General features: G+C 57.8%; 20 protein-coding genes. 4 read left to right on the top strand and 16 right to left on the bottom strand.

What is annotated here, in order from left to right; genetic code table 11:
• Position 1: 1 nt before the first annotated feature.
• Positions 2-379, bottom strand: coding sequence for a Zn-ribbon domain-containing OB-fold protein (locus tag ARCT_RS0102910; RefSeq protein WP_027238730.1), 378 nt, complete (start codon positions 377-379; stop codon positions 2-4).
• A gap of 104 nt (positions 380-483) precedes the next feature.
• Between ARCT_RS0102910 and ARCT_RS0102905 the strand changes: the two genes are divergently transcribed.
• Together ARCT_RS0102905 and ARCT_RS0102900 are read left to right on the top strand one after the other, a co-directional pair.
• The gene (locus ARCT_RS0102905; RefSeq protein ID WP_027238729.1) at positions 484-1,650 is read left to right on the top strand and encodes a CaiB/BaiF CoA transferase family protein; all 1,167 of its coding nucleotides are present in this window, start codon (positions 484-486) and stop codon (positions 1,648-1,650) included.
• Positions 1,647-2,813, top strand: coding sequence for a CaiB/BaiF CoA transferase family protein (locus ARCT_RS0102900; RefSeq protein WP_027238728.1), 1,167 nt, complete (start codon positions 1,647-1,649; stop codon positions 2,811-2,813). The genes ARCT_RS0102905 and ARCT_RS0102900 overlap by 4 nt, the downstream gene beginning before the upstream one ends.
• 20 nt (positions 2,814-2,833) lie before the next feature.
• Here ARCT_RS0102900 and ARCT_RS0102895 read toward each other — a convergent pair whose 3' ends face one another.
• Positions 2,834-3,991 carry an acyl-CoA dehydrogenase family protein gene (locus ARCT_RS0102895; protein ID WP_027238727.1) on the bottom strand — a complete coding sequence of 386 codons (1,158 nt, stop codon included), beginning with the start codon at positions 3,989-3,991 and terminating at the stop codon, positions 2,834-2,836.
• A 61-nt stretch (positions 3,992-4,052) separates the two neighbouring features.
• Here ARCT_RS0102895 and ARCT_RS28190 point away from each other — a divergent pair, with 61 nt between their 5' ends.
• Together ARCT_RS28190 and ARCT_RS0102890 are read left to right on the top strand one after the other, a co-directional pair.
• Positions 4,053-4,211, top strand: coding sequence for a hypothetical protein (locus ARCT_RS28190; RefSeq protein ID WP_161631283.1), 159 nt, complete (start codon positions 4,053-4,055; stop codon positions 4,209-4,211).
• Between the two features lie 27 nt (positions 4,212-4,238).
• The gene (locus ARCT_RS0102890; protein WP_027238726.1) at positions 4,239-5,414 is read left to right on the top strand and encodes an acetyl-CoA C-acyltransferase family protein; all 1,176 of its coding nucleotides are present in this window, start codon (positions 4,239-4,241) and stop codon (positions 5,412-5,414) included.
• A gap of 112 nt (positions 5,415-5,526) precedes the next feature.
• On the opposite strand, the gene ARCT_RS0102885 is transcribed toward ARCT_RS0102890, so the two are convergent.
• From ARCT_RS0102885 to ARCT_RS0102820, 14 genes are all read right to left on the bottom strand, one after another.
• A complete protein-coding gene (locus ARCT_RS0102885; protein ID WP_027238725.1) occupies positions 5,527-6,453 on the bottom strand; it encodes an electron transfer flavoprotein subunit alpha/FixB family protein in 927 nt (308 codons plus the stop codon).
• Positions 6,453-7,211 carry an electron transfer flavoprotein subunit beta/FixA family protein gene (locus ARCT_RS0102880; RefSeq protein ID WP_027238724.1) on the bottom strand — a complete coding sequence of 253 codons (759 nt, stop codon included), beginning with the start codon at positions 7,209-7,211 and terminating at the stop codon, positions 6,453-6,455. Before ARCT_RS0102880 ends, ARCT_RS0102885 begins: the two co-directional genes overlap by 1 nt.
• A gap of 40 nt (positions 7,212-7,251) precedes the next feature.
• Complete coding sequence (locus ARCT_RS0102875; RefSeq protein WP_027238723.1) at positions 7,252-8,034, bottom strand: enoyl-CoA hydratase/isomerase family protein; 783 nt, start codon at positions 8,032-8,034, stop codon at positions 7,252-7,254.
• Between the two features lie 11 nt (positions 8,035-8,045).
• Positions 8,046-8,822: an enoyl-CoA hydratase/isomerase family protein gene (locus ARCT_RS0102870; RefSeq protein ID WP_027238722.1), complete on the bottom strand. Its 777-nt coding sequence runs from the start codon at positions 8,820-8,822 to the stop codon at positions 8,046-8,048.
• A 79-nt stretch (positions 8,823-8,901) separates the two neighbouring features.
• Positions 8,902-10,152, bottom strand: a complete 1,251-nt coding sequence (locus ARCT_RS0102865; RefSeq protein WP_027238721.1) for an ABC transporter substrate-binding protein — start codon at positions 10,150-10,152, stop codon at positions 8,902-8,904.
• 97 nt (positions 10,153-10,249) lie between these two features.
• Positions 10,250-11,488 (bottom strand): ABC transporter substrate-binding protein, encoded by a 1,239-nt coding sequence (locus ARCT_RS0102860; RefSeq protein ID WP_027238720.1) that lies wholly within the window; start codon positions 11,486-11,488, stop codon positions 10,250-10,252.
• Positions 11,489-11,521: 33 nt separating this feature from the next.
• Entirely contained in the window at positions 11,522-12,334 is an 813-nt protein-coding gene (locus ARCT_RS0102855) for an ABC transporter ATP-binding protein (protein WP_027238719.1), read from the bottom strand.
• An 11-nt stretch (positions 12,335-12,345) separates the two neighbouring features.
• Positions 12,346-13,419: a branched-chain amino acid ABC transporter permease gene (locus ARCT_RS0102850; protein ID WP_027238718.1), complete on the bottom strand. Its 1,074-nt coding sequence runs from the start codon at positions 13,417-13,419 to the stop codon at positions 12,346-12,348.
• Between the two features lie 3 nt (positions 13,420-13,422).
• Complete coding sequence (locus ARCT_RS0102845) at positions 13,423-14,310, bottom strand: branched-chain amino acid ABC transporter permease (RefSeq protein WP_027238717.1); 888 nt, start codon at positions 14,308-14,310, stop codon at positions 13,423-13,425.
• A complete protein-coding gene (locus ARCT_RS0102840) occupies positions 14,311-16,230 on the bottom strand; it encodes an AMP-dependent synthetase/ligase (protein ID WP_027238716.1) in 1,920 nt (639 codons plus the stop codon). It abuts the gene before it with no gap.
• A complete protein-coding gene (locus ARCT_RS0102835) occupies positions 16,223-17,029 on the bottom strand; it encodes an ABC transporter ATP-binding protein (protein ID WP_027238715.1) in 807 nt (268 codons plus the stop codon). Before ARCT_RS0102835 ends, ARCT_RS0102840 begins: the two co-directional genes overlap by 8 nt.
• Positions 17,030-17,067: 38 nt before the next feature.
• A complete protein-coding gene (locus tag ARCT_RS0102830; RefSeq protein ID WP_240476209.1) occupies positions 17,068-17,853 on the bottom strand; it encodes an SDR family oxidoreductase in 786 nt (261 codons plus the stop codon).
• Between the two features lie 177 nt (positions 17,854-18,030).
• Positions 18,031-19,197, bottom strand: a complete 1,167-nt coding sequence (locus tag ARCT_RS0102825) for an acyl-CoA dehydrogenase family protein (protein WP_027238713.1) — start codon at positions 19,195-19,197, stop codon at positions 18,031-18,033.
• Entirely contained in the window at positions 19,194-20,405 is a 1,212-nt protein-coding gene (locus tag ARCT_RS0102820) for a CaiB/BaiF CoA transferase family protein (protein WP_027238712.1), read from the bottom strand. Before ARCT_RS0102820 ends, ARCT_RS0102825 begins: the two co-directional genes overlap by 4 nt.
• Between the last annotated feature and the right edge of the window lie 402 nt (positions 20,406-20,807).

Raw genomic sequence — 20,807 nt, 5'->3', positions numbered from 1 at the left:
CTTATCCCTCCGATGGCTTGAAAAGCACGGCCGGAGCGCCCTCGGCCTCGCTCACGAAAGCGGTTACAGCCATGTCGATGGCGACCTCACCTGGAGCAATGCCCTCGACCCGGCTCATCATCCGAACGCCCTCGTCCAGCTCGACAACGCACACATTGTAGTCACCTCCCCGTTCGGGCTTTCGGCGCACGACGGTTGTGGTGTGGACCCGTCCCTTGCCGGTGGCCTGCTTCCATGAAATCGCGGCGCCATGACAATGGGGACACAGGACGCGCGGGAAAAAATGATAGGCCTCGCAGTCTTCGCACTTTGGCAGCAGGATCTCTCCCTTTGTCAGTGCGCCCTGGAAAATCTGGTCTGGTCCTTTGGCGTCCGGCACCGGCGTTCTCCTTCAAGTAATCAATTCTCTGGTTAAGCGTATTGATAATAAATCTAACAAATGTTAGATTTAGTCAACCTCTTTGGAACATTTTCGGGAAACTCATGTCAGGTTCAGATTTAGCCCCCCTTTCTGGCAAACTCATAGTTGCGCTGGAACAGGCAGTCGCCGCGCCTTTTTGCTCCTCGCGACTGGCCGATGCCGGCGCGCGCGTGATCAAGATCGAACGCAAGGGCACAGGCGATTTCGCCCGCGCCTACGATACCGCCGCCAATGGTGAAAGCGCCTATTTCACATGGCTGAACCGAGGGAAAGAATCGGTCGCCCTGGATATTAAAGCCGGCGAGGACCGGGAAATCCTGCTCAGGATGCTGGAAAACGCGGATGTGTTTATTCAAAACCTGCTGCCGGGCGCGCTGGTCAAGCTTGGGCTCGATTCCGCCACGCTGCGAGAGAGGTTCCCGCGTCTCGTGACCTGCGACATCACCGGATACGGTGAGGACGGTCCGATGCGCAATGCCAAGGCCTATGATCTTCTGGTGCAATGCGAAAGCGGTCTGGCATCGGTGACCGGCACGGCGGACGGACCGGGGCGGGTTGGCGTTTCCGTCTGCGATATTGCCACCGGTATGACAGCCCATGCCGGAATTTGCGAAGCACTTGTCGGGCGTGATCGCACCGGCAAGGGCAGCGGTGTTTCGGTGGCAATGTTTGACGTGATGGCCGACTGGATGTCGGTTCCGCTGCTATATCACGATTACCTTGGCAAGCCGACACCCCGTGTCGGACTGAACCACACGGTCATCTGCCCGTACGGGGCCTATGCGTGCAAGGACGGTCAGCTTGTCGTCATTACCGTGCAGCACAGCGGCGAATGGCAACGGTTCTGTGAACACATACTGGGCGACGCGCCTCTGGCAACCGACCCCCGGTTTCACGACAACACGGCGCGAATTGAAAACAAGCCCGCGCTCGAAGCGCTCATCAAGGCCGTGTTCTCCTCTCATGACCGCGCCGAGATGCTGAAGCGGCTTGACGCTGCGGGCATTGCCTCCGGGGCCGTGAACGACGTGGCGACCCTGTCCGATCACCCTCAGCTTGACCGGTCCGTGATTGGCACACCCTCCGGCGAGATCAAGGTCCCGACACCCCCGATCCGGCGCAGCGTCGGCGAAACGACACTGGGCCCCTGCCCGGCCTTCGATGCGGAAGGCAAAGCCCTTCGCGCCGAGTTCTACCCTCGTTCAAAAAAAGGTTGGGCAACTAAATGACCGCTGAGAAAAAACCCGCGATCCTTCAAGGCGTGAAGATCGTGGATCTGACTTCGGTCGTTTTCGGACCTTTGGCGACGCAAATGCTGGGCGATCTGGGGGCCGATGTGATCAAGGTGGAAGGCCCAGAGGGCGATCTTCTTCGCCAGGTCCAGCCATCACGCAACAAACAGATGGGCGCCGCTTTTCTGGGTACCAACCGTAACAAGCGCAGTGTCGTACTCGATCTGAAGACGCAGACCGGTCGGGATCGATTGCGCAAGCTGCTTATCGATGCCGACGTGATGATTTCAAGCATACGGCCTGCGGCGCTAGCCAGATTGTCTCTCGATCCCGAAACCCTACGCCAGGAAAATCCGAACCTGATCACGGTATCTGCCACTGGATTCGGGCAGGACGGACCCTATGCCGCCCGACCCGCGTTCGACGATGCCGTCCAGTCGGTTTCCGGGTTAGCTAGCCTGGCAACATTGCGCGATCCCGAAGCGCCGCCCGCATATGCCCCTACGATTCTAGCCGACAAGCTTGGCGGCGTGACGGCCGCCTATGCCGTGATGGGAGCCCTGTTCCACCGCGAGCGTACGGGAGAAGCCCAGCATGTCGAGGTGCCGATGTTTGAGACGCTGGCCGCCTTCCTGCTGGCCGAACATCTGGATGGTGCCACCTTCGAAGAGACCCCGCAGGATTTCGGCTATGCCCGGATGCTGGTTCCGCATAGGCGTCCGGTTAAGACGGCAGATGGATATATCACAATTCTGCCCTACACCAACGTACAATGGGCGCGGTTCTTCAAGGCGGTCGGGCGCGATGACATGATCGACCACGTCTGGGTCACTGACATGGACACCCGTAGCCGCAACATCGGCGCTGTATACGATATGGTGGCGCAGATTGCCCTAACTCGGACAACAGATGACTGGCTTGCCCTGATGGAGAATGCCGACATACCCGCCATGCCGGTGCGCAACCTGTCGGATTTGCCGAACGATCCCCATCTTGCCGCGACCGGGTTCTTTCAACAGATTGATCACCCAACCGAAGGTGCGATCTGGACGACACGCCCGCCGATACGATTCTCGGCAACGCCGGCGCGGCATGATCACCGCCCTGCCCCTCGACTGGGGGAGCACAGCGAAGATATCCTCGGGCCGGGAGAAGAATAACCCCCCCGGCACCGAACGGATCAAACATCCATCGAACGTGCGATCAGTTCCTTCATGATCTCGTTGGTGCCGCCATAGATCATCTGGACCCGGCTGTCGGCATAAAGGCGCGCGATCGGGTATTCCATCATGAAACCATAACCGCCGTGCAGTTGCAGGCATTCATGCATGACCTCGTTTTGCGTCTGGCTGCCCCACCATTTCGCCATCGAGGCCGTGGCCGCATCAAGTTCGCCCTTTTCGAGGCGCACGAGCCCGTCATTGACGAAGGTGCGCAGCAATTCGGCCTTGGTCTTGCATTCCGCCAATTTGAAGCGTGTGTTCTGGAAATCCATGATGCGGTTACCAAATGCCTTGCGGTCCTGTACATATTTCACAGTTTCATCGATGGCAAAGTCAATGAAGCCTAGCGCGGTAACGCCAATCATCAGCCGTTCCCAAGGGAGCTGCTTCATCAACTGGTAGAAACCTTGCCCTTCTTCCGGGCCAAGCAGGTTCGCCGTAGGCACGCGCACATCCTCGAAGAACAACTCAGCCGTATCCGATCCCTTCATGCCCAACTTCTTCAGGTTCCGTCCCCTACGAAAGCCTTCGGCGTCCTCGGTTTCCAGAACGATCAGCGAAACGCCCTTGGCGCCAGCGTTACGGTCGGTCTTTGCCACGACGACAACCAGATCGGCTGTATGTCCGTTGGTGATGAAGATCTTCGAGCCGTTGATCTTGTAATGGTTGCCATCCTTTTCCGCATGGGTCTGGACGTTCTGGAGGTCAGAGCCCGTTCCTGGCTCGGTCATCGCGATCGCCGCGACACTGTCGCCGCTGACCAGCTTCGGCAACCACTTTTTCTTCTGTTCTTCGCTGCCATAGGCGTTGATATAATGGATTACGATGGACTGGATGCCATAGCCCCAACCCGTGTCACCGGTGCGCCCTTGCTCGTAAACGGTAATCGCATCGAACCCGATGCCGCCACCGAACCCGCCATATTCTTCGGCAATCGAGCCACCCATGACACCCTGTTGACCGACTGTTTTCCAGAAGTCGCGGTCAACAATGCCCTGCTCCGCCCATTTTTCGATGTTTGGAGCCATTTCGGCATCGAAAAGCTTGCGTGTGCTATCCGCGAACATCTTATGTTCATCTGCGGCCCAGGCCGAACTATTCGTAATCAGAGACATTTTGGAATCCATTCCTAAGGTTGGTATTGCCATAAATCTAACATCTGTTATTTTTTCGGCAATGGCCCAGTCTCAAGGCAAACGCCGCGTTATTTTGCTCGAGACGGCTTTCCTGAACTGGCGCGGTATCAACTTCCTACTCCCAGGCAAGTTCCACCAAGGCACCGAACGCGCAGGTCAGGGTAACGGGCTGACACTGGGCAGTACACGGCCTGCGTGACGCAAAAAATGAAGAACCGGAGTGAAAATGAAAGATATCGTAGTATTGGATGGTGTGCGAACAGCCATCGGAACCTTTGGCGGCTCTCTTTCGGGCACGTCTCCGATCGAACTGGGTAGCATAGTGGCGAAAGAGGCGCTTGCGCGTTCAGGTGTCGAAGGCAAGCAGGTTGGAAACGTTGTTTTTGGCCATGTTATTAACACAGAGCCGCGCGACATGTATCTTAGCCGCGCGGCGTCTATTGCCGCTGGCGTGCCAGAAAAGGCGCCCGCAATGAACGTCAATCGGCTCTGCGGTTCTGGGCTACAGGCTATTGTGTCAGCGGCGCAGTCGCTGATGCTGGGTGATGCAACAATGGCTCTTGCCGGTGGCAGCGAAAGCATGAGCCGCTCGCCCTATATCGTGCCAGCCATTCGCTGGGGGCAGAAAATGGGTGACACGGGTGCAACTGACATGATGCTCGGCGCGTTGAACTGTCCGTTTGGCACCGGGCATATGGGCGTAACAGCGGAAAACGTCGCCGCCGAATACGACATCACGCGCGAAGCTCAGGATGCGTTTGCCCTTCAAAGCCAGGAGCGCGCTCTGAACGCGCTCAAAGAGGGGTATTTCAAATCCCAGATCGTTCCCGTCGAGGTCAAGGTCAAACGCAACACTGCTTCTTTTGACACCGATGAACACCCCAAGGCGAGCACAGTTGAAATGCTCGGCAAACTGCGTCCGGCCTTCCAGAAGGATGGCACCGTGACGGCGGGGAATGCTTCGGGTCTCAATGATGGGGCCGCCGCAGTTGTGCTGGCCACGGCAGATGCTGCATCAGATGCAGGGTTGAAACCGCGCGCACGCCTGCTTGGATATCATGTTGCAGGAGTACGCCCGGACATCATGGGAATCGGGCCAATTCCGGCTGTCGAAGGACTTTTGAAACGTACAGGCCTGACAATTTCTGATTTCGACGTCATCGAGTCAAACGAAGCCTTCGCGGCTCAGGCTTTGGCCGTGAGTAAAACTCTTGGTCTGGATGGCAACAAGGTGAACCCCAACGGCGGCGCAATTGCTCTCGGACATCCTATCGGGGCGTCGGGGGCCATAATCTTTGTCAAAGCGCTCTACGAGCTGGAGCGTACCGGCGCAAAACGCGCGCTGATTACCATGTGTATCGGTGGTGGGCAGGGGATTGCCCTAGCCATAGAAGCCATATGAATTAGAGTCTATGGGCACCTCAAAAAAGCGGTTCCCTTTCAATTAGTAACAAGATGAGCATACAAAAAGGCCCGCCGGATGGCGGGCCTTCTCGCATTTGATGTGACGCAATTTACAGTGCGTCAGTCAGGGCCGGGACGGCCTCGAACAGGTCGGCGACCAGGCCGAAGTCAGCAACCTGGAAAATCGGTGCTTCTTCGTCCTTGTTGATCGCGACGATGATCTTCGAGTCCTTCATGCCAGCCAGGTGTTGGATGGCGCCCGAGATGCCAACGGCGACATACAGTTCGGGGGCAACAACCTTGCCGGTTTGACCCACCTGCCAGTCGTTCGGGGCGTAGCCCGAGTCGACAGCAGCGCGCGAAGCCCCAACGGCGGCGCCCAGCTTGTCAGCCAGCTTCTCGATCAGGGCAAAATCCTCTTCAGATCCGACGCCACGGCCACCGGACACGACCACGCCGGCCGAGGTCAGCTCGGGGCGGTCCGATGCGGCAACCTTGTCTTCGACCCATTCGGACAGGCCGGGGTTGTCGGCAGCACCGATGGTTTCGACTGCGGCCGAGCCGCCTTCGCCAGCGGCATCAAAGGTCGAGGTGCGGAAGGTGATGACCTTTTTCACATCCGACGATTTGACGGTCTGAATCGCGTTCCCGGCATAGATCGGGCGCTCGAACGTGTTGCCATCGACAACGCCGGACACGTCCGACAGGACCATCACGTCCAGCAGCGCGGCAACGCGCGGCATGACGTTCTTGGCGTCCGTGGTGGCCGGGGCGACGATATGTTCATAGTCACCGGCCAGCGATGCGATCAGCGCGGCGGTCGGTTCGGCCAGGCGGTGACCCAGCGATGCGTCTTCGGCGACCAGAACCTTAGCCACACCGTCGATCATGGCGGCGGCGTCGCCTGCGGCAGCAGCAGAGGCGCCCGCGCACAGAACGGTCACATCGCCCAGGGCCTTGGCCGCGGTCACGGCCTTGGCGGTTGCGTCGATTGCCAGTTCACCATTGGTGACTTCTGCGAGAAGAAGAACAGCCATTACACAGCCCCCGCTTCTTTGAGTTTTGCGACCAGCTCGTCCACCGAGCCGACCATGATACCGGCCGCGCGTGCCGCGGGCTCGGAGGTTTTGACGATTTCCAGACGCGGCGTGACATCAACGCCGTAATCATCGGCGGTTTTCTCATCCAGCGGCTTTTTCTTGGCCTTCATGATGTTGGGCAGCGACGCATAGCGCGGCTCGTTCAGGCGCAGGTCCACAGTGACGATCGCGGGCATCTTGACCTTGATGGTCTGCAGGCCGCCGTCAACTTCGCGGGTCACGACGGCACTGTCGCCATCGATGCCCATTTCCGAGGCAAAGGTCGCCTGGCTCCAACCGAGGATCGCCGACAGCATCTGGCCGGTGGCGTTCATGTCGTTGTCAATGGCCTGTTTGCCCGCCAGAACCAGACCGGGCTGCTCTTCCTCGACCACCTTGGCCAGGATTTTCGCGACGGCCAGCGGCTCGATGTCGGTGTGCACATCATCGGCGGCAACCACCAGAATGGCACGATCCGCACCCATGGCCAGCGCAGTGCGCAGGGTTTCCTGCGCCTGTTTGACGCCAATGGAAACCACGACGATTTCTTCGGCCTTGCCGGCCTCTTTCAGGCGGATCGCCTCTTCGACCGCGATTTCGTCGAACGGGTTCATCGACATTTTGACATTGGCGAGATCGACACCGCTTCCGTCCGCCTTGACGCGGACCTTCACGTTGTAGTCGATCACGCGTTTGACAGGCACAAGCACCTTCATCTACGTTCTCCTTTGGTTCTTCGATATGGTTTCCACCGACCTATCGGTCATTGAATTCGGGGTTTCTTTTCTCTGAGAACGCTTTCATGGCCTCTGGAAAATCATGCGCGCACAGCAGAACGCTTTGGGAATCGCGTTCGATGTCCAGAGCCTCCAGATAGCTGCACTCCGCCGTGGCGCGCATCACGCGCTTGGTTGTCTGGACACCGAACATCGGGTGTGGTGCGATCTCGCGGGCAATTTCCAGAGCGCGTTGCTCGACCTGGTCGGCGGGTACGCATTCTTCCACGACGCGCAGTTCCTTGGCGGTGCGCCCGTCTATTTCACGACCTGTGAGAACAAGCATCCGCGCCACGCCCGCGCCGGCACGTTGCTGAAGCAGCCAGCTCGAGCCGGTGTCGGGACAGCCGCCGATGCGGGCAAAAACCTCGCACAGCCGGGCATCTTCGGCCGCTACGACGATATCCGCCGACAGGGCCAGGCTGAGGCCGGCACCAAATGCTACTCCGCATACAGCAGAAATCAGAGGCTTGCGAAACAGATAGGCCGCGCGTCCGCCATCGTGAACCCGGTCGACCATTTCCGATGTCGCCCTTGCGCCTTTCGCGATTTCAGCCTGAAATCCAACGAGATCGCCGCCGCTGCTGAAATGATCGCCGCCGGTCATGACAACGACACGGATCGTAGCGTCCCGTTCGGCTTCGCGCAGAAGCGCCACCAGTTCTTCGACGAACCCGATGCTGTAAGGGTTGCGTTTTGTCGGCTGAAGAAACCGCAGGATTCCGACAGGGCCATCCCTGTCCAGGCGAATAAGCTCAGTCATTCAAGTCTCCATCAGGTCCCGGTCCAGACGGGTGCTCGCTTTTCAGCAAAGGCCTTTGGGCCTTCAATCGCGTCGTTGCTGGCGTAAACCACCTCGTGCAGGCGCTTGCCCTCTTTCAGGCCACCGGCACAGCCCAGATCCATGGTTGCGCGAACACTGCCTTTCGCGGCAACAACCGACAGCGGGGCCGCGCTGGCAATGCGTTTGGCAAGGTCGAAGGCCCGTGCGCGGACAGCATCGGGAGTGTCTTCGATATAGTTGGTGAACCCGTATTCGTGCAGGCGCTCGATCGGCATCAAGTCGCCGGTCAGAACTATTTCCATAAGGATGGGCTGCGGCAGCATGGACAATGCTGGCGATGCCCAAGGCGATCCACGACCGATCTTTACTTCGGTGATACCGACCTTGGTCCCCTTGAGACCGACCCGCAGATCGCAATTCAAGGTCAGCATCATGCCGCCCGCCATCAGCGACCCTGTCATCGCCGCGATGATCGGTTTCTTGCAGGCGCGCATGGTCTCGTGAAACGGGTCGCGCATCTTGGTCAGAATATCGACACCCTCGTCGCGTGCGATTTGTGTGGCTTCCTTCAGATCCAGTCCGGCGCTGAAAACGCCGCAATCGGCAGAAGTCAGAATGGCCACACGAACGCTGTCATCCGCCTCGATCTTTTCCCAAGCATCGGTCAGCCCGTTCGTCGCCGCCACGGAAAGCGCGTTTTTACGTTCGGGCCGGTTGATACAGACGGTCGCAATTCCGTCTTCGATCTTCACGTCAATGGGGCTCATGATACCTGCTTCGCTTTCTCGGGACAATCTAACTGCGGAAAGCTTCCCCGCGACATGTCTGCCGCGGGGAAGCTCTGTCTTATTCGACGGTGAACGTCGCGGAGCTGTGCTTGATGACATCCCAAACAACGTCGAGATAGTCGGCGCTCCAGTCGGTCAGCGGAACCCAGGTTTCGCCATTCCACTGTTCGACCCGAGTCTTGCCGCCACCACCGTGGTCTTTGTCGGTCACTGTAACCGGGGCCATGATGCCGTTTCCATCGAAGTCCTCGATCGATTCATAGGCATTCTTCATGCTTTCCGGTGTGATCGGCCAACCGTTTTCAGTAATTGCGATCCGCGCGGCTTCGAAACCGGCCGAGTAGATCGCCATGCCCGTGTTGTAGTACACGTCGCGCACCAGGCTCTCGGGACCGCTGCCCTTGCCATTGGCATAGTAGGTGTCCAGCATCGTCTTGACGATCGGAACTTCCTGGCCACCGGCCACGTTGGTCCCGCGCAGGATGCCTTTCGCCTCTTGTGCGCCAATATTGGCGATATCAACTTCGTTCAGCCAGTTCACCGACAGATAGCGGTCGATCGGGAAACGGTTGCGGCGCATTTCCTTCGAGGCGACCACATGCCCGCCCGCCAGCAGCCAGCTGATCACGTAGTCAGGCTTGTCGCGGCGGATTTTGCTCCATGCGCCGGCCTGATCCGACCCGGGAAGCGGCACGGGATACAGCTCCAGTTCGAACCCTTCCTTTTCGGAAAGCGTTTTCAGGATCTCGATCGGTTCCTGGCCAAAGGGATAATCCAGATAGATGAACCCGATCTTCGCCTTGCTCAAGTCACCGCCCATCTGACCCTTGATGAAGGCAACGTCATTTGCCGCCTGCTGCCAGTACGTCGGACCGACCGGGAAAACCCATTCGAACACTTCGCCGTCCACCGCGTCACCGCGGCCAACAAAGGACTGCATCAACACGTTGCCGTCCTTCATCGCACGCGGCAGAACCGCGTTCGTGACCGGCGTGGACAGAAAATTGAAAAGGAAAACGCCTTCGCGCTTGAGCTGCTCGTAGCATTCCACACCGCGCTGCGGTTCGTTGCCGTGATCGCGAATGATGACTTCAACCGGATGCCCTTCGATACCGCCATTTTCGTTGGTGTACATCGCCAGGTCCTGCGCGGCCTGGGCCACCTGCGGCGAAATGAACGTGTAGGATTTACTGAGGTCGAAGCAGAGTCCGAAGCGGATCGGCTCCTTGTCCTGCGCTGAGGCAACAGTCGCGCTTGCTGCCAGCGCAGTAGCAAGTACCACTGCCTTAATGTGCTGTTTGACTTTCATGTTTTCTCTCTCCCGTTGGTTTGGTTTGGGGCGGTGATACCGCTTTGTAAACGCCGCTGCCGCCCCGCGTAGCGTCGCCCTTCCTGCTACCAGTCTTTCACTGCTCGTATTTCGCGGAACTCTCTTTAACCACACCCCACACAACGTCCGTGTACGCAGAGATCCAGTCGGTTTGCGGCACCCAAGTCTCTCCGTCCCACATTTCGATACGGGTCTTGCCCCCGCCGCCATGATCTTCGGCCGTCACCGTAACGGGGGCCATCAGCCCGTTCGCGTCATAGCCCTCAAGCGACTCCAGTCCGGCCTTGTAGGATGTCGGAGTGATCGGCAGCCCCTCGGCTTCCGCCGCCTTGCGCGCGGCTTCGAACATGATCGAATACATGGCCAGCCCGGTGTTGTAGAAAACGTCCTGCGTCTTCTCGATCGGGCCGGATCCCTCGCCCTTGTCATAAAGCTCGGCCATGATTTCCTGATACAGGGCAATATCCTGACCGCCCACGACATTGGTCCCGCGCTTGATACCTTTGGCGGCCTCTTTACCGATGTTGGCGATATCGACTTCGTTCAGCCAGTTGACCGAGATGTATTTGTCCATCGGAATGCGATTGCGCTTCATCTCTTTCGAGGCAACCACATGGGCACCGCCCAGCATCCAGACGATCACATGATCGGGCTTGTCGCGGCGCACCTTCGACCACACGCCGGCCTGGTCGCTGCCAGGCAGTGGCACGGGGTACAGTTCAAGCTCGAAACCCTCTTTCTCGGACAGGGTTTCCAGGATCTCGATCGGCTCCTGCCCGAAGGGATAATCGAAGTAAACAAACCCGACCTTCACATCTGACAGATCGCCGTCATGCAATTGCTTGATGTAGGCGACATCGTTGGCGGCCTGTCCCCAATAGGTCGGCCCGATCGGATAGACCCAATCGAAGACGGTGCCATCAACGGCATCGCCGCGCCCGACAAGAGACTGCATCAGGATACGCCCGTCTTCCATGGCCCGCGGCAGGATAGCCAGAGACACCGGAGTGGACAGGGTATCGAAAACAAAGACGCCCTCGCGGCTGAGTTTCGAGTAGCACTCGATTCCGCGCTGCGGTTCGTTCCCGTGGTCACGCACGATGACTTCGACCGGTTCGCCACCGATGCCGCCCTTCATGTTGATGAGCTTGGCAAGGTCCATCGCGGCCTGCGAAACCTGCGGCGTGGCAAAGGTATAGGCTTTGCTGAGGTCGTAGCAGATGCCGATCTTGAATGGCTCGGCCAGCGCCTGGGTGCTGAACACTGCTCCTCCGAACATGGATAGTACAGCCAACGCTTTGGTAAATTTCTTCATTTGTTCCTCCCTGAACAACTTCTGATTAGTACCTCAACTCAACCAACGTTTGCGTCGGCTGTAGTGCTTGACGTTGTGAAAATCGGTTTCTTCTCCGCCGCCCAGATAAAATTCCTGAATGTCGGAGTTGGATTTGAGCGCCTCGGCCGTGCCGTGCATGACAACGCGGCCGTTCTCAATCAGATACCCTTGCGAAACAATCTCCAGAGCGGCCAGCGCGTTCTGCTCCACCAGCAGGACGGATACGCCCTCCTCCTGATTGATCTTTTGCAGGATGCCGAAGATTTCCTCGACCAGGAACGGGGCAAGGCCGAGACTTGGTTCGTCGAGCATCAACAGTTTCGGCTGCGTCACCAGCGCCCTGCCGATGGCCAGCATCTGTTGCTCGCCACCAGACAAATAGCCTGCTTGCGAATTGCGGCGTTCGGCAAGTCGTGGGAAATAGTCGTAAATCTTTTCTTTTTCCGCATTCAGCGCCGATCGGGACATTCCGCGCGGCGCAGCAGCGGTCAGGTTCTCGTCGGGGGTCAGGTGTTCAAAGACCCGCCGCCCTTCGATGACGTGACAGATACCCATCCCGACGCGGTTTTGCGCGAGCACTTCGGTTATTTCTGTTCCCTGGAAGGTTATTTCACCTCGGCTGATGCGTCCGCGCTCTGCCTTCAGAAGACCGCTGATCGCTTTCAACGTGGTGCTTTTGCCCGCGCCGTTCGAGCCCAAGAGCGCGATCATCTCGCCTTTTGGCACCTTGACCGAAACACCTTTGATCGCCAGCATTACATTGTCGTACAGCACCTCGACACTGTTCATGGACAGAATGTGCTCGGCTTCAACTTTTTCTTGCATCGGCATTTCCCTTATTTCTTGAACTGATCGAAGGGCCAGACCATCAGATAGTCTCTGATGTTGCCGTAGAGTTTTCCCAAACCGAGCGGTTCGATCAGAAGGATAATGACGATCAGTGCGCCATAGACCGCATTCGGGATGTGAGCGAGCGTTTCAACATTGATCTGCATACCAAGCCCCTCGCTCACCGTGACGACGAGACCGTTCACCAAACCGGGGACAAGAAGGATCAGAGCAACACCGAAATAGGATCCGATTACGCTGCCGAGGCCGCCAACGATCACCATCGCAAGAACCTGGATAGATACGGTGACCGAAAACTGCTCCGGCGCGGCAAGAAAGAAGAAGGTGGCGACAAGCAAAGCACCACTGACGCCCGCGATGAAAGACGAAGTCGCGAAGGCTAGGATCTTGTAATAGAAACTGTTCACACCCAGGATCGCGGCAGCAAAGTCTTTTTCGCGTACCGCGACCAGGGCACGACCAAGCCCAGTGCGTTTGAGATTCAGCATGAAGATCGTCACCAACACACACCATCCGAAGGCGACATAGTAAAAACCGGTATCAGAGGTAATATCCTGCCCAAGAAACGCCAAAGTTGGTGACTGGAGCGATGCGTGCGAGCCCCCTGAAATCGCCGGCGAGTGGGTCAGAACCCAGTCCATCACGAATTGCATCGCAAGAGTCGTGAGTGCGAGATAGAGACCCTTGACCCGCAATGCGGCAAAGGCGAACAGGCTGCCGATCACAGATGACGTCAACCCGCCAATGATCAGGGCGAATTCCCATGGCACGCCGAAACGCGCCGCGTGGATCGCCGAATACGCCCCGACGGCCATGACCGCAGCATAGCCCAAGTGAAGTTGGCCAGCCCAACCTGTCACCAGGTTAAGTCCAAGGGCGGCGGCCGTCCAGATCAGCCACGGAAGCATGTAACTGTTCAGGTAGAGCGACGGTATGATGAATGGCGCGGCAAGTCCAATCAGGAAGATGAATACAGCCAGGTTCCGGTCAGCAGGTACCTTGAAGATACGACTATCGGATACATAGTTGGCGTGATGGACGCCGGAAAGTCTATAAAACATCCCTTAGACCCTTTCGATGTCGTGACGGCCGAACAGCCCGTGCGGACGGATCATGACCGTAAGAATGAGCACGGCGGCGACGATAAGCTCGCGGCTTCCGCCTCCGACAAGCGGATCCAGAAGATCGGCACCAACGTTTTCGACGACGCCCAGAATGATGCCCGCGATCACTGCGCCGAGGATACTGTCGAGTCCACCAAGAACGGCCACCGTCAGACCCTTCAGAAGCAACAGCGACAGCGCCTGATCGACACCCTGAATCTCGCCCCAGATGACGCCTGCGGCGACGGCAACAACTGATGCCAGTGCCCAGGACAACCCTACGCCGCGCTCAACCGAAATGCCGACCGACCACGAAGCCATGTAATCATCCGCGATCGCCCGCAACTTGATCCCGGTCCGGGTTCGGAAGAACAGCATGAAGGCGACAAAGAGTGCGAGCGCAACACCGGCACCGACAAGATGGATGCGGCTGACGAAGATGTCGCCCAGGAACAGCGGTTCATAGCTGACCCCCAAATCAACCGAACGGGATGTCCCACCCCAGATTGCAAGTGTTGTCCCCCGCAGGAAGATGTCCAGGCCAAGTGTCAGCATCAGGATCATGACGACCGGACGGCCCGCGAGACGGCGCAGGGCAACACGCTCAATGCCAAATCCCAGGCCGAACATGATCACCGCAGCAAGCGGAATGGCCAGCCACAGCGGCAGACCCGCGTCATGTGAAAGGGCAAGAACCACATAGGCCCCGACCATTGTCAGCCCACCCTGCGACAGATTGGGCACCGAGGACGCTTTGTAGATCAGCACGAGGCCGATAGCGAAGAGCGAATACAAGAGACCCGTCAAGGCTCCATTGATCGCAAGTTCAGATAGAAAGACCCAATCCATTTATACCTCCCTGATGGGAAGGCTTCTTTCGACCTTCCCTATTTCCCCTGTCTCGTAAGTCACCTGCGCGCTTACGTGGACATCTTTTGAACCGTCGTAGAGCGCCGCGATCACGTCGGCATAGCGTTCCTGTACAACCTTGCGTCGCAGTTTTCGGGTCCGCGTGATCTCACCATCGTCCGGGTCGAATTCCTTCGGCAGGCTGACAAAGCGTTGCAGGCGCAACGGCTCTGTGACGGCCTTATTTACCCGTTCGAATGCCCCGTGCAGCAGCGCCGCGACCTCGTCACGTTGCGACAAATCGGAATAGGACACATAAGGCACGCCGTTCACTTCGGCCCAGTGTCCCACTGCCTCGAAATCCACGCAGACCATGGCGGTCAATTCATCCAGGCCGGCACCGATAACAGCCGCATCCTTGATATAGGGGCTGAACTTCAACCGGTTCTCAATGTAGTTTGGCACATAACGCTCGCCTCCGGCTGTATGCATGACCTCGGAGACACGGCCCAGAACAACCAGGTGTCCGTCATTCTCCAGATAACCGGCATCGCCGGTATGCAGCCACCCGTCCTCAAGCGCTTCGGCGGTCGCTTCGGGTTTGTTGAAGTACCCCTCAAACACGCTGTCCGAACGCACCAGGATCTCTCCGTCTTCGGCAATTTTCACCTCGACGCCAGGCGCGGGTTTGCCAACGGTATGGAGGCGCACCTCGCCCGGAGACTGAATCGCATTGATCGCGCTATTTTCGGTCTGGCCGTAGAGTTGGCGCAATTTGATTCCCAGGGCTCGGTAGAAAACAAACGTGTCTTCGCCGATTGCTTCGCCGCCAGTGAACGCGTTCTTCAGACGACTCATCCCGAACTGGTCCTTGATCGGACCAAAAACGATCGCCTCGCCCAAAAGTCGGCCCAAAGGCTCTAGTGCACCGCCGCTAATGCCATTCAGCTTGCGTGTCTCGGCGGCAATCGCCCGGTCCATGAAGAAATGGTACAGCCATTTTTTGACCGGGGTCGAGTTCTCGATACCCACTTGGATCGTCGTCAGCATCTGGTCCCAGCTTCTCGGCGCCGCCAGATAGAATGTCGGAGCGATTTCGCGCATGTCGCGAACGACGGTTTCCTGACGTTCAGGCACGTTCACGGTGAACCGGCAGAGCAGCGCCGCCGCGACGGTAATGGCGAAGTCGCCCACCCAGGCCATCGGCAGATAGGCGAGGATTTCCTCATTGTCGTCGAATGCACCCGCTGCATGCCCGTTCCTGGCCGCAGCAAGAACGTTCTTTTGACTCAGAACGATACCTTTCGGTTTTCCCGTGGTCCCTGACGAATGCATGAAAATGGCCGGATCGCCGGGCTTTGCCCGACCAAAGAGATCTTCGCGCAAGCCCGGGGTTTCATTAAGATCGTGCTGACCGACTTCGATCAGGTGATCCCAGGACATCAGCCCTTCAACCTCATAGAATCCGAGGCCTCGCGCTTCATCATAAATGATGTGGTCGATACCCTCGGCGCCCGCGTCCTTCAGTTCCAGGATCTTGTCTACCTGCTCCTGATCTTCGGCGATGGCCGCGACGATTTCGACTTCGCCAAGAAAGTGCCGAAGTTCTTCGATTGTCGCGCCCGGATAGGCAGGCATTGCATAGGCGCCCAGCAACGAAACAGCCAGCATGCCGCCGTACAACCGTGCACGGTTATCGCCCAGAATAAGTACTGCCTTGCCCGGCTTTACGCCGATTTTTTCAAGTCCGGCCGCGCAGGCAAGCACCTCTTCGGCGTATTCCGCCCAAGTGGTTTCTTTCCAGATCCCGCGTTCCTTTTCGCGAAGCGCGATATCCTTTCCGTGGCGCGACGCGTTTTGCGCCAGCAGTGCACCAATCGTATCGCCGCCCGAAGACTGTTTTTGCGTCAAATCAGTCATGCGACCCTCCGATATATGCCTCGATGACCCGCGGGTCTTTTACAACGTCCTTCGGGATGCCGCTGGCGATCATTTCGCCATAATTAAGCGCCAGCATCCGATCACAGATGCCGGTGATGACATCCATATGATGCTCGATCAGCAGAACGCTGACGCCGCGTTCGGCACGGGCATCCAGAATGAAGCGGGACATATACCCCTTCTCTTCCTGATTCATGCCTGCCATCGGCTCATCGAGTATCAACATTTGCGGCTCGGCCACCAATGCCCGCGCAAGTTCGACCCGTTTTTTCAGCCCGATCGGAAGACCATCGACCAACTCATGTCGGATGCTTTCAAGCTGTAGAAACTCGATCACCTCCTCGACGATCTTACGGTTCTCGATCTCTTCATGCCGCGCCGCCCACCAATAAAGCGCCGTGCGTAAGACGCCCGGTTTCATGTGGATGTGCCGCCCGAGCAGGATGTTGTCCAGAACGCTCATCCCGTTGAAAAGGGCAAGATTCTGGAACGTCCGCGCAACCCCGAGCTTGGCAACCTTATGAGGCGCTGTGCCCGTGATGTCTTTTCCCGCCAGCCGGACAGTGCCTACGTTTGGCGGATAAAACCCGGTAATTGCGTTCGTTAGCGTTGTCTTGCCGCTACCATTCGGTCCGACAAGCCCAAAGATTTCACCTTGCCGAATGACGAGATCAACTCCGGTGACAGCAACGATGCCGCCAAACCGTCGTTCGACCCCGTTGCACTCCAGAAGCGCCCCGCCATCGGTACCAACTGCTATTTTATTCTTCGTTGTCATCTGGATCTTATTGTCCCCATTAAGGTTCATGGCTTTCATCAGGAAATCAGGAAATGGTCCGGTCGACCCGTTGGCCATGGGTCCCCCCACAATTGCTGCCCACCGTCGATGTTCAGAACTTCACCGGTAACAAACTTTCCTGAGTTGGCCGCCATATAGACAACACCTTCAGCGACATCCCATTCGTCCCCGGCGTGCCGCATCGGATTGGAATCCTGGAAAGTTGCGGCACCCTCTGGAGGGTAGTTCCCGAAACCGTTGCTTTCGCAGCAACCCGGCGCCACGCAGTTCACGCGGATATCATGCGGCGCCCACTCCACCGCCACCGATTTGGACAGGTAAATCACCCCCGCCCGAGCTGCACAGGTATGAGCGATGCCAGGCATCCCGCGCCAGATATCCGCCACGATATTTACGATGGAACCCGGTTGCTTGTTCTCAACCCAGTGGCGCGTCGTGGATTGCATCATCCACCAGGTTCCGTTGAGGTTGGTGTCAATGACGGCGGTCCAGCCTTTCGGGGAAAAATCCAGCGCAGCCTGTGGAAACTGCCCCCCCGCATTGTTCACCAGAACGTCTATGGAGCCGAATTCCTGATTCGTCTTAGCGACAAAATCCTCGACCTGTTCAGGGTCACGGATGGTCATGGGCACGGCGAAAACTCTGCCCCCAAAACTCTCGAGGTACTCTTTGGCCGAGGCCAGCTTTTCCTCGTTGCGTCCATTGATCGCCAGATTGGCGCCCAGCCTGGCGAACAGAGCCGCAATCGCCAGCCCCAAACCTCCGCCTGCGCCGGTTACAACGACGGTTTTGCCCGCGAACAAATCATGTGCGTAAACGGTTGTGCGTTTTGACAGGTCTTCTCGCGAAGACCCGAACTGCGTCTCACTCATGACGCCTCCTCCCTTTTCCCCTATTGCGGGGCTTTGTCTGATAATCTAACGGACGTTAGAAAAATAATCAAGTAGGGAATACGCGCTATCCCAATCCGTGTCTCGCGGTCAGTAAGACTTTGGAAGTCCTAGCGCTTTTTCAGCAATGAATGATAACAACATCTGCGGCGTCACAGGTACAATGCGGAACAAGAGCGCTTCTCTGACCAGACGCTCCACGTGATATTCCTTTGCGTAACCGAATCCGCCAAAGGTGATCTGTGCGGCCTCGGTCGCCTCAACCGCGGCGTCGGCGGCCAATAGCTTGGCTGCGTTCGCCTCGATGCCGCAGGGCTCCCCCGAATCGTAAAGGGCGGCGGCGTGCATCACCATGAGATTGGCCGATTCCACCCGCGCCCAAGCCTGAGCGAGCGGATGCTGAACGCCCTGATTCTGACCGATGGGCCGGTCGAAAACCACTCGTTCATTGGCATATTGCGCCGCGCGGGTCAGAGCGTTGCGTGCGATGCCGATGCATTCGCCCGCCACAAGGATGCGTTCTGGATTCAGCCCATGCAGAATTTGCCGAAACCCTTTGCCCTCTTCTCCGATCAGGTCTTCGGCAGGTATCGGCAACCCGTCGATGAAGACCTCGTTCGAATCGACAGCCTTGCGCCCCATCTTTTCGATCTCTCGCACATCAACGAAATTACGGTTGAGATCGGTATAGAACAGGCTCAGCCCTTCGGTCGGGTTAGTCACATCCTCAAGCCGCGTTGTTCTGGCCAGAAGCAGCATCTTGTGGGCAACCTGCGCGGTCGAAATCCAGACCTTCTGACCATGCACGACATACCTGTCTCCCTGTCGCACCGCCATGGTCTTCAGCTTTGTGGTATCCAGCCCCGTCGTCGGTTCGGTGACGCCGAAACAAGCCTTTTCATCACCTGCGATCAGGGGGCTCAGCATGCGCGCGCGCTGTTCATCGGTCCCGAACTTCACCACCGGGTTGAGCCCGAAAATGTTCATGTGGATGGCCGAGGCCCCGCTCGCGCCAGCCCCTGACTCAGCAATCGCCTGCATCATGATCGTCGCTTCAGTGATCCCCAGGCCGGCGCCGCCGACCGCTTCAGGCATGGCGATGCCAAGCCAGCCGCCATCGGCCATTGCCCTGTGCAAATCATGGGGAAAACCACCGTTGCGATCCCGGTCCAGCCAGTAGTCATCGTCGAATTGTGCACAAATCCGCAGAATCTGGTCGCGGATTTCCTGTTGGTCGGTGGTCATTCTAAATGTCATGGCGTCCCCTTGCCTTCCAGTCTCACGAGTCCTGCCTCACAAAGGGCAGAGATTTGCTCATCGTCAAAACCAAGATCGCTTAGAATACTTCGGCTGTCTGCGCCGGGCGGTCGTCCCAGCCAGCGAAGTTCACCGGGCGTCGCGCTTAGATGCGGGATCGGACCGATGACCTGGGTCTGCTCGCCCTCGACCGATACGATGTCCCCGCGATGGCGTATCTGCTCATTGGTCGTGATCTCCTCGACGCTCAACACCCGAGAGGCAACCGCATCATGTCGTGCGAATACAGCCGCAACTTCTTCAGCGGTGTGCTGCGTGACGAAATCATTGATCGCGTCAAAGACCACCGCCATGTGCTGCGACATCTCGCCGAGTGTCTCGAACCGCGGGTCATCGGCCAAAGAGTCCCCTCCGACCGCGCGCATCAGGCGTTGCGCAGTTTCCGCGCTACCTGCCGAGACGGTCAGCCAAACCCCATCGGACGTGCGGAACATGCCCCCCGGCGCAAAGTCCATCGGCTGGCGCAGCCCGTTGCGCCGCGGTGAATGGTTCGCACCTGTCATTGCGGGAACAGGATAGTCCATCAATCGAAGCAGCGCTTCGAACACCGCAAGATCGACAACCTGACCCCGTACTATCCCCTTTTCGCGGGCAAACAGCGCAATCATGATTCCCAATGCGCCCATCAGGCCTGTCGTGCTGTCGGCCGCCGGAAATCCGGGGTGCATCGGCGGCCCGTCAGGGAAACCGGTCAGATGTGCTAAACCACTCATGGCTTCTGCCGCACGACCAAACGCAGGTACGTCCCGCATCGGACCTTCCTGTCCGTAACCCGAAACGCGCAGAACAATCAGATCTGGGTTCCACTCATGAAGGGTTTCCGGCCCGATACCAGCACGTTCAAGCACGCCCGGCCGGAAATTTTCGATAAGAACATCGGCACCTTCAACCAATTTGCGCAGGATGTCCCGGCCTTCGCCGGACTTCCAGTCTAGGCTCAGAATCTTCTTGTTGCGGCCCAGCGTCTTCCACCAAACGCCCGCTCCATCCTCTGCCTTGGGCCCGAGGTCGCGCATCATATCCGTTCGGTTGGGTGCCTCGATCTTGATGACATCTGCACCGAAATCCGAGAGCAAGGCTGCCGAAAAAGGTCCGGCAATTACGTGGCCAAGTTCGATGATTTTCAGGTGATCAAGGGGTCCAGGCATTCGTTCTCGCCGCCAGTAATCTAACATTTGTTAGAATAGTAGCCTCGTGGACGGCAAACCTCAAGACTTGAGATTGCGAAATGGGGGTCTGATGCCGCAGAGTGCAAAATAGTACGCTACAGCGCTTCGATCTAAGATTGAATAATTTGGTCTCTTTCTGCTCCCTTCGGTTGAGTGCGAGAAACGATAAGCCATGTATCAATCTAAAGTCGAAACGCTTCAGTTATCCAACGAGCGCTATTGAATTGCGCCGTTTGGACCATGGACTCTACTTCGAAACTCCGCACGAGCCGCCCTGGGATCGTCGGACTCCCGGAGCTTCGCGACGATTCTCTCCGGTTTTGTTTTTTCTGGGCCATCCCGCTATCCTCAAATTGGCTCGAAATCCTATTTTTGGGGAGG

The organism is Pseudophaeobacter arcticus DSM 23566 (genome assembly GCF_000473205.1).
Lineage (GTDB): Bacteria > Pseudomonadota > Alphaproteobacteria > Rhodobacterales > Rhodobacteraceae > Pseudophaeobacter > Pseudophaeobacter arcticus.
The sequence above is the reverse complement of the archived record's forward strand: the minus strand, read 5'-3'. Positions and strand labels throughout refer to the sequence as shown.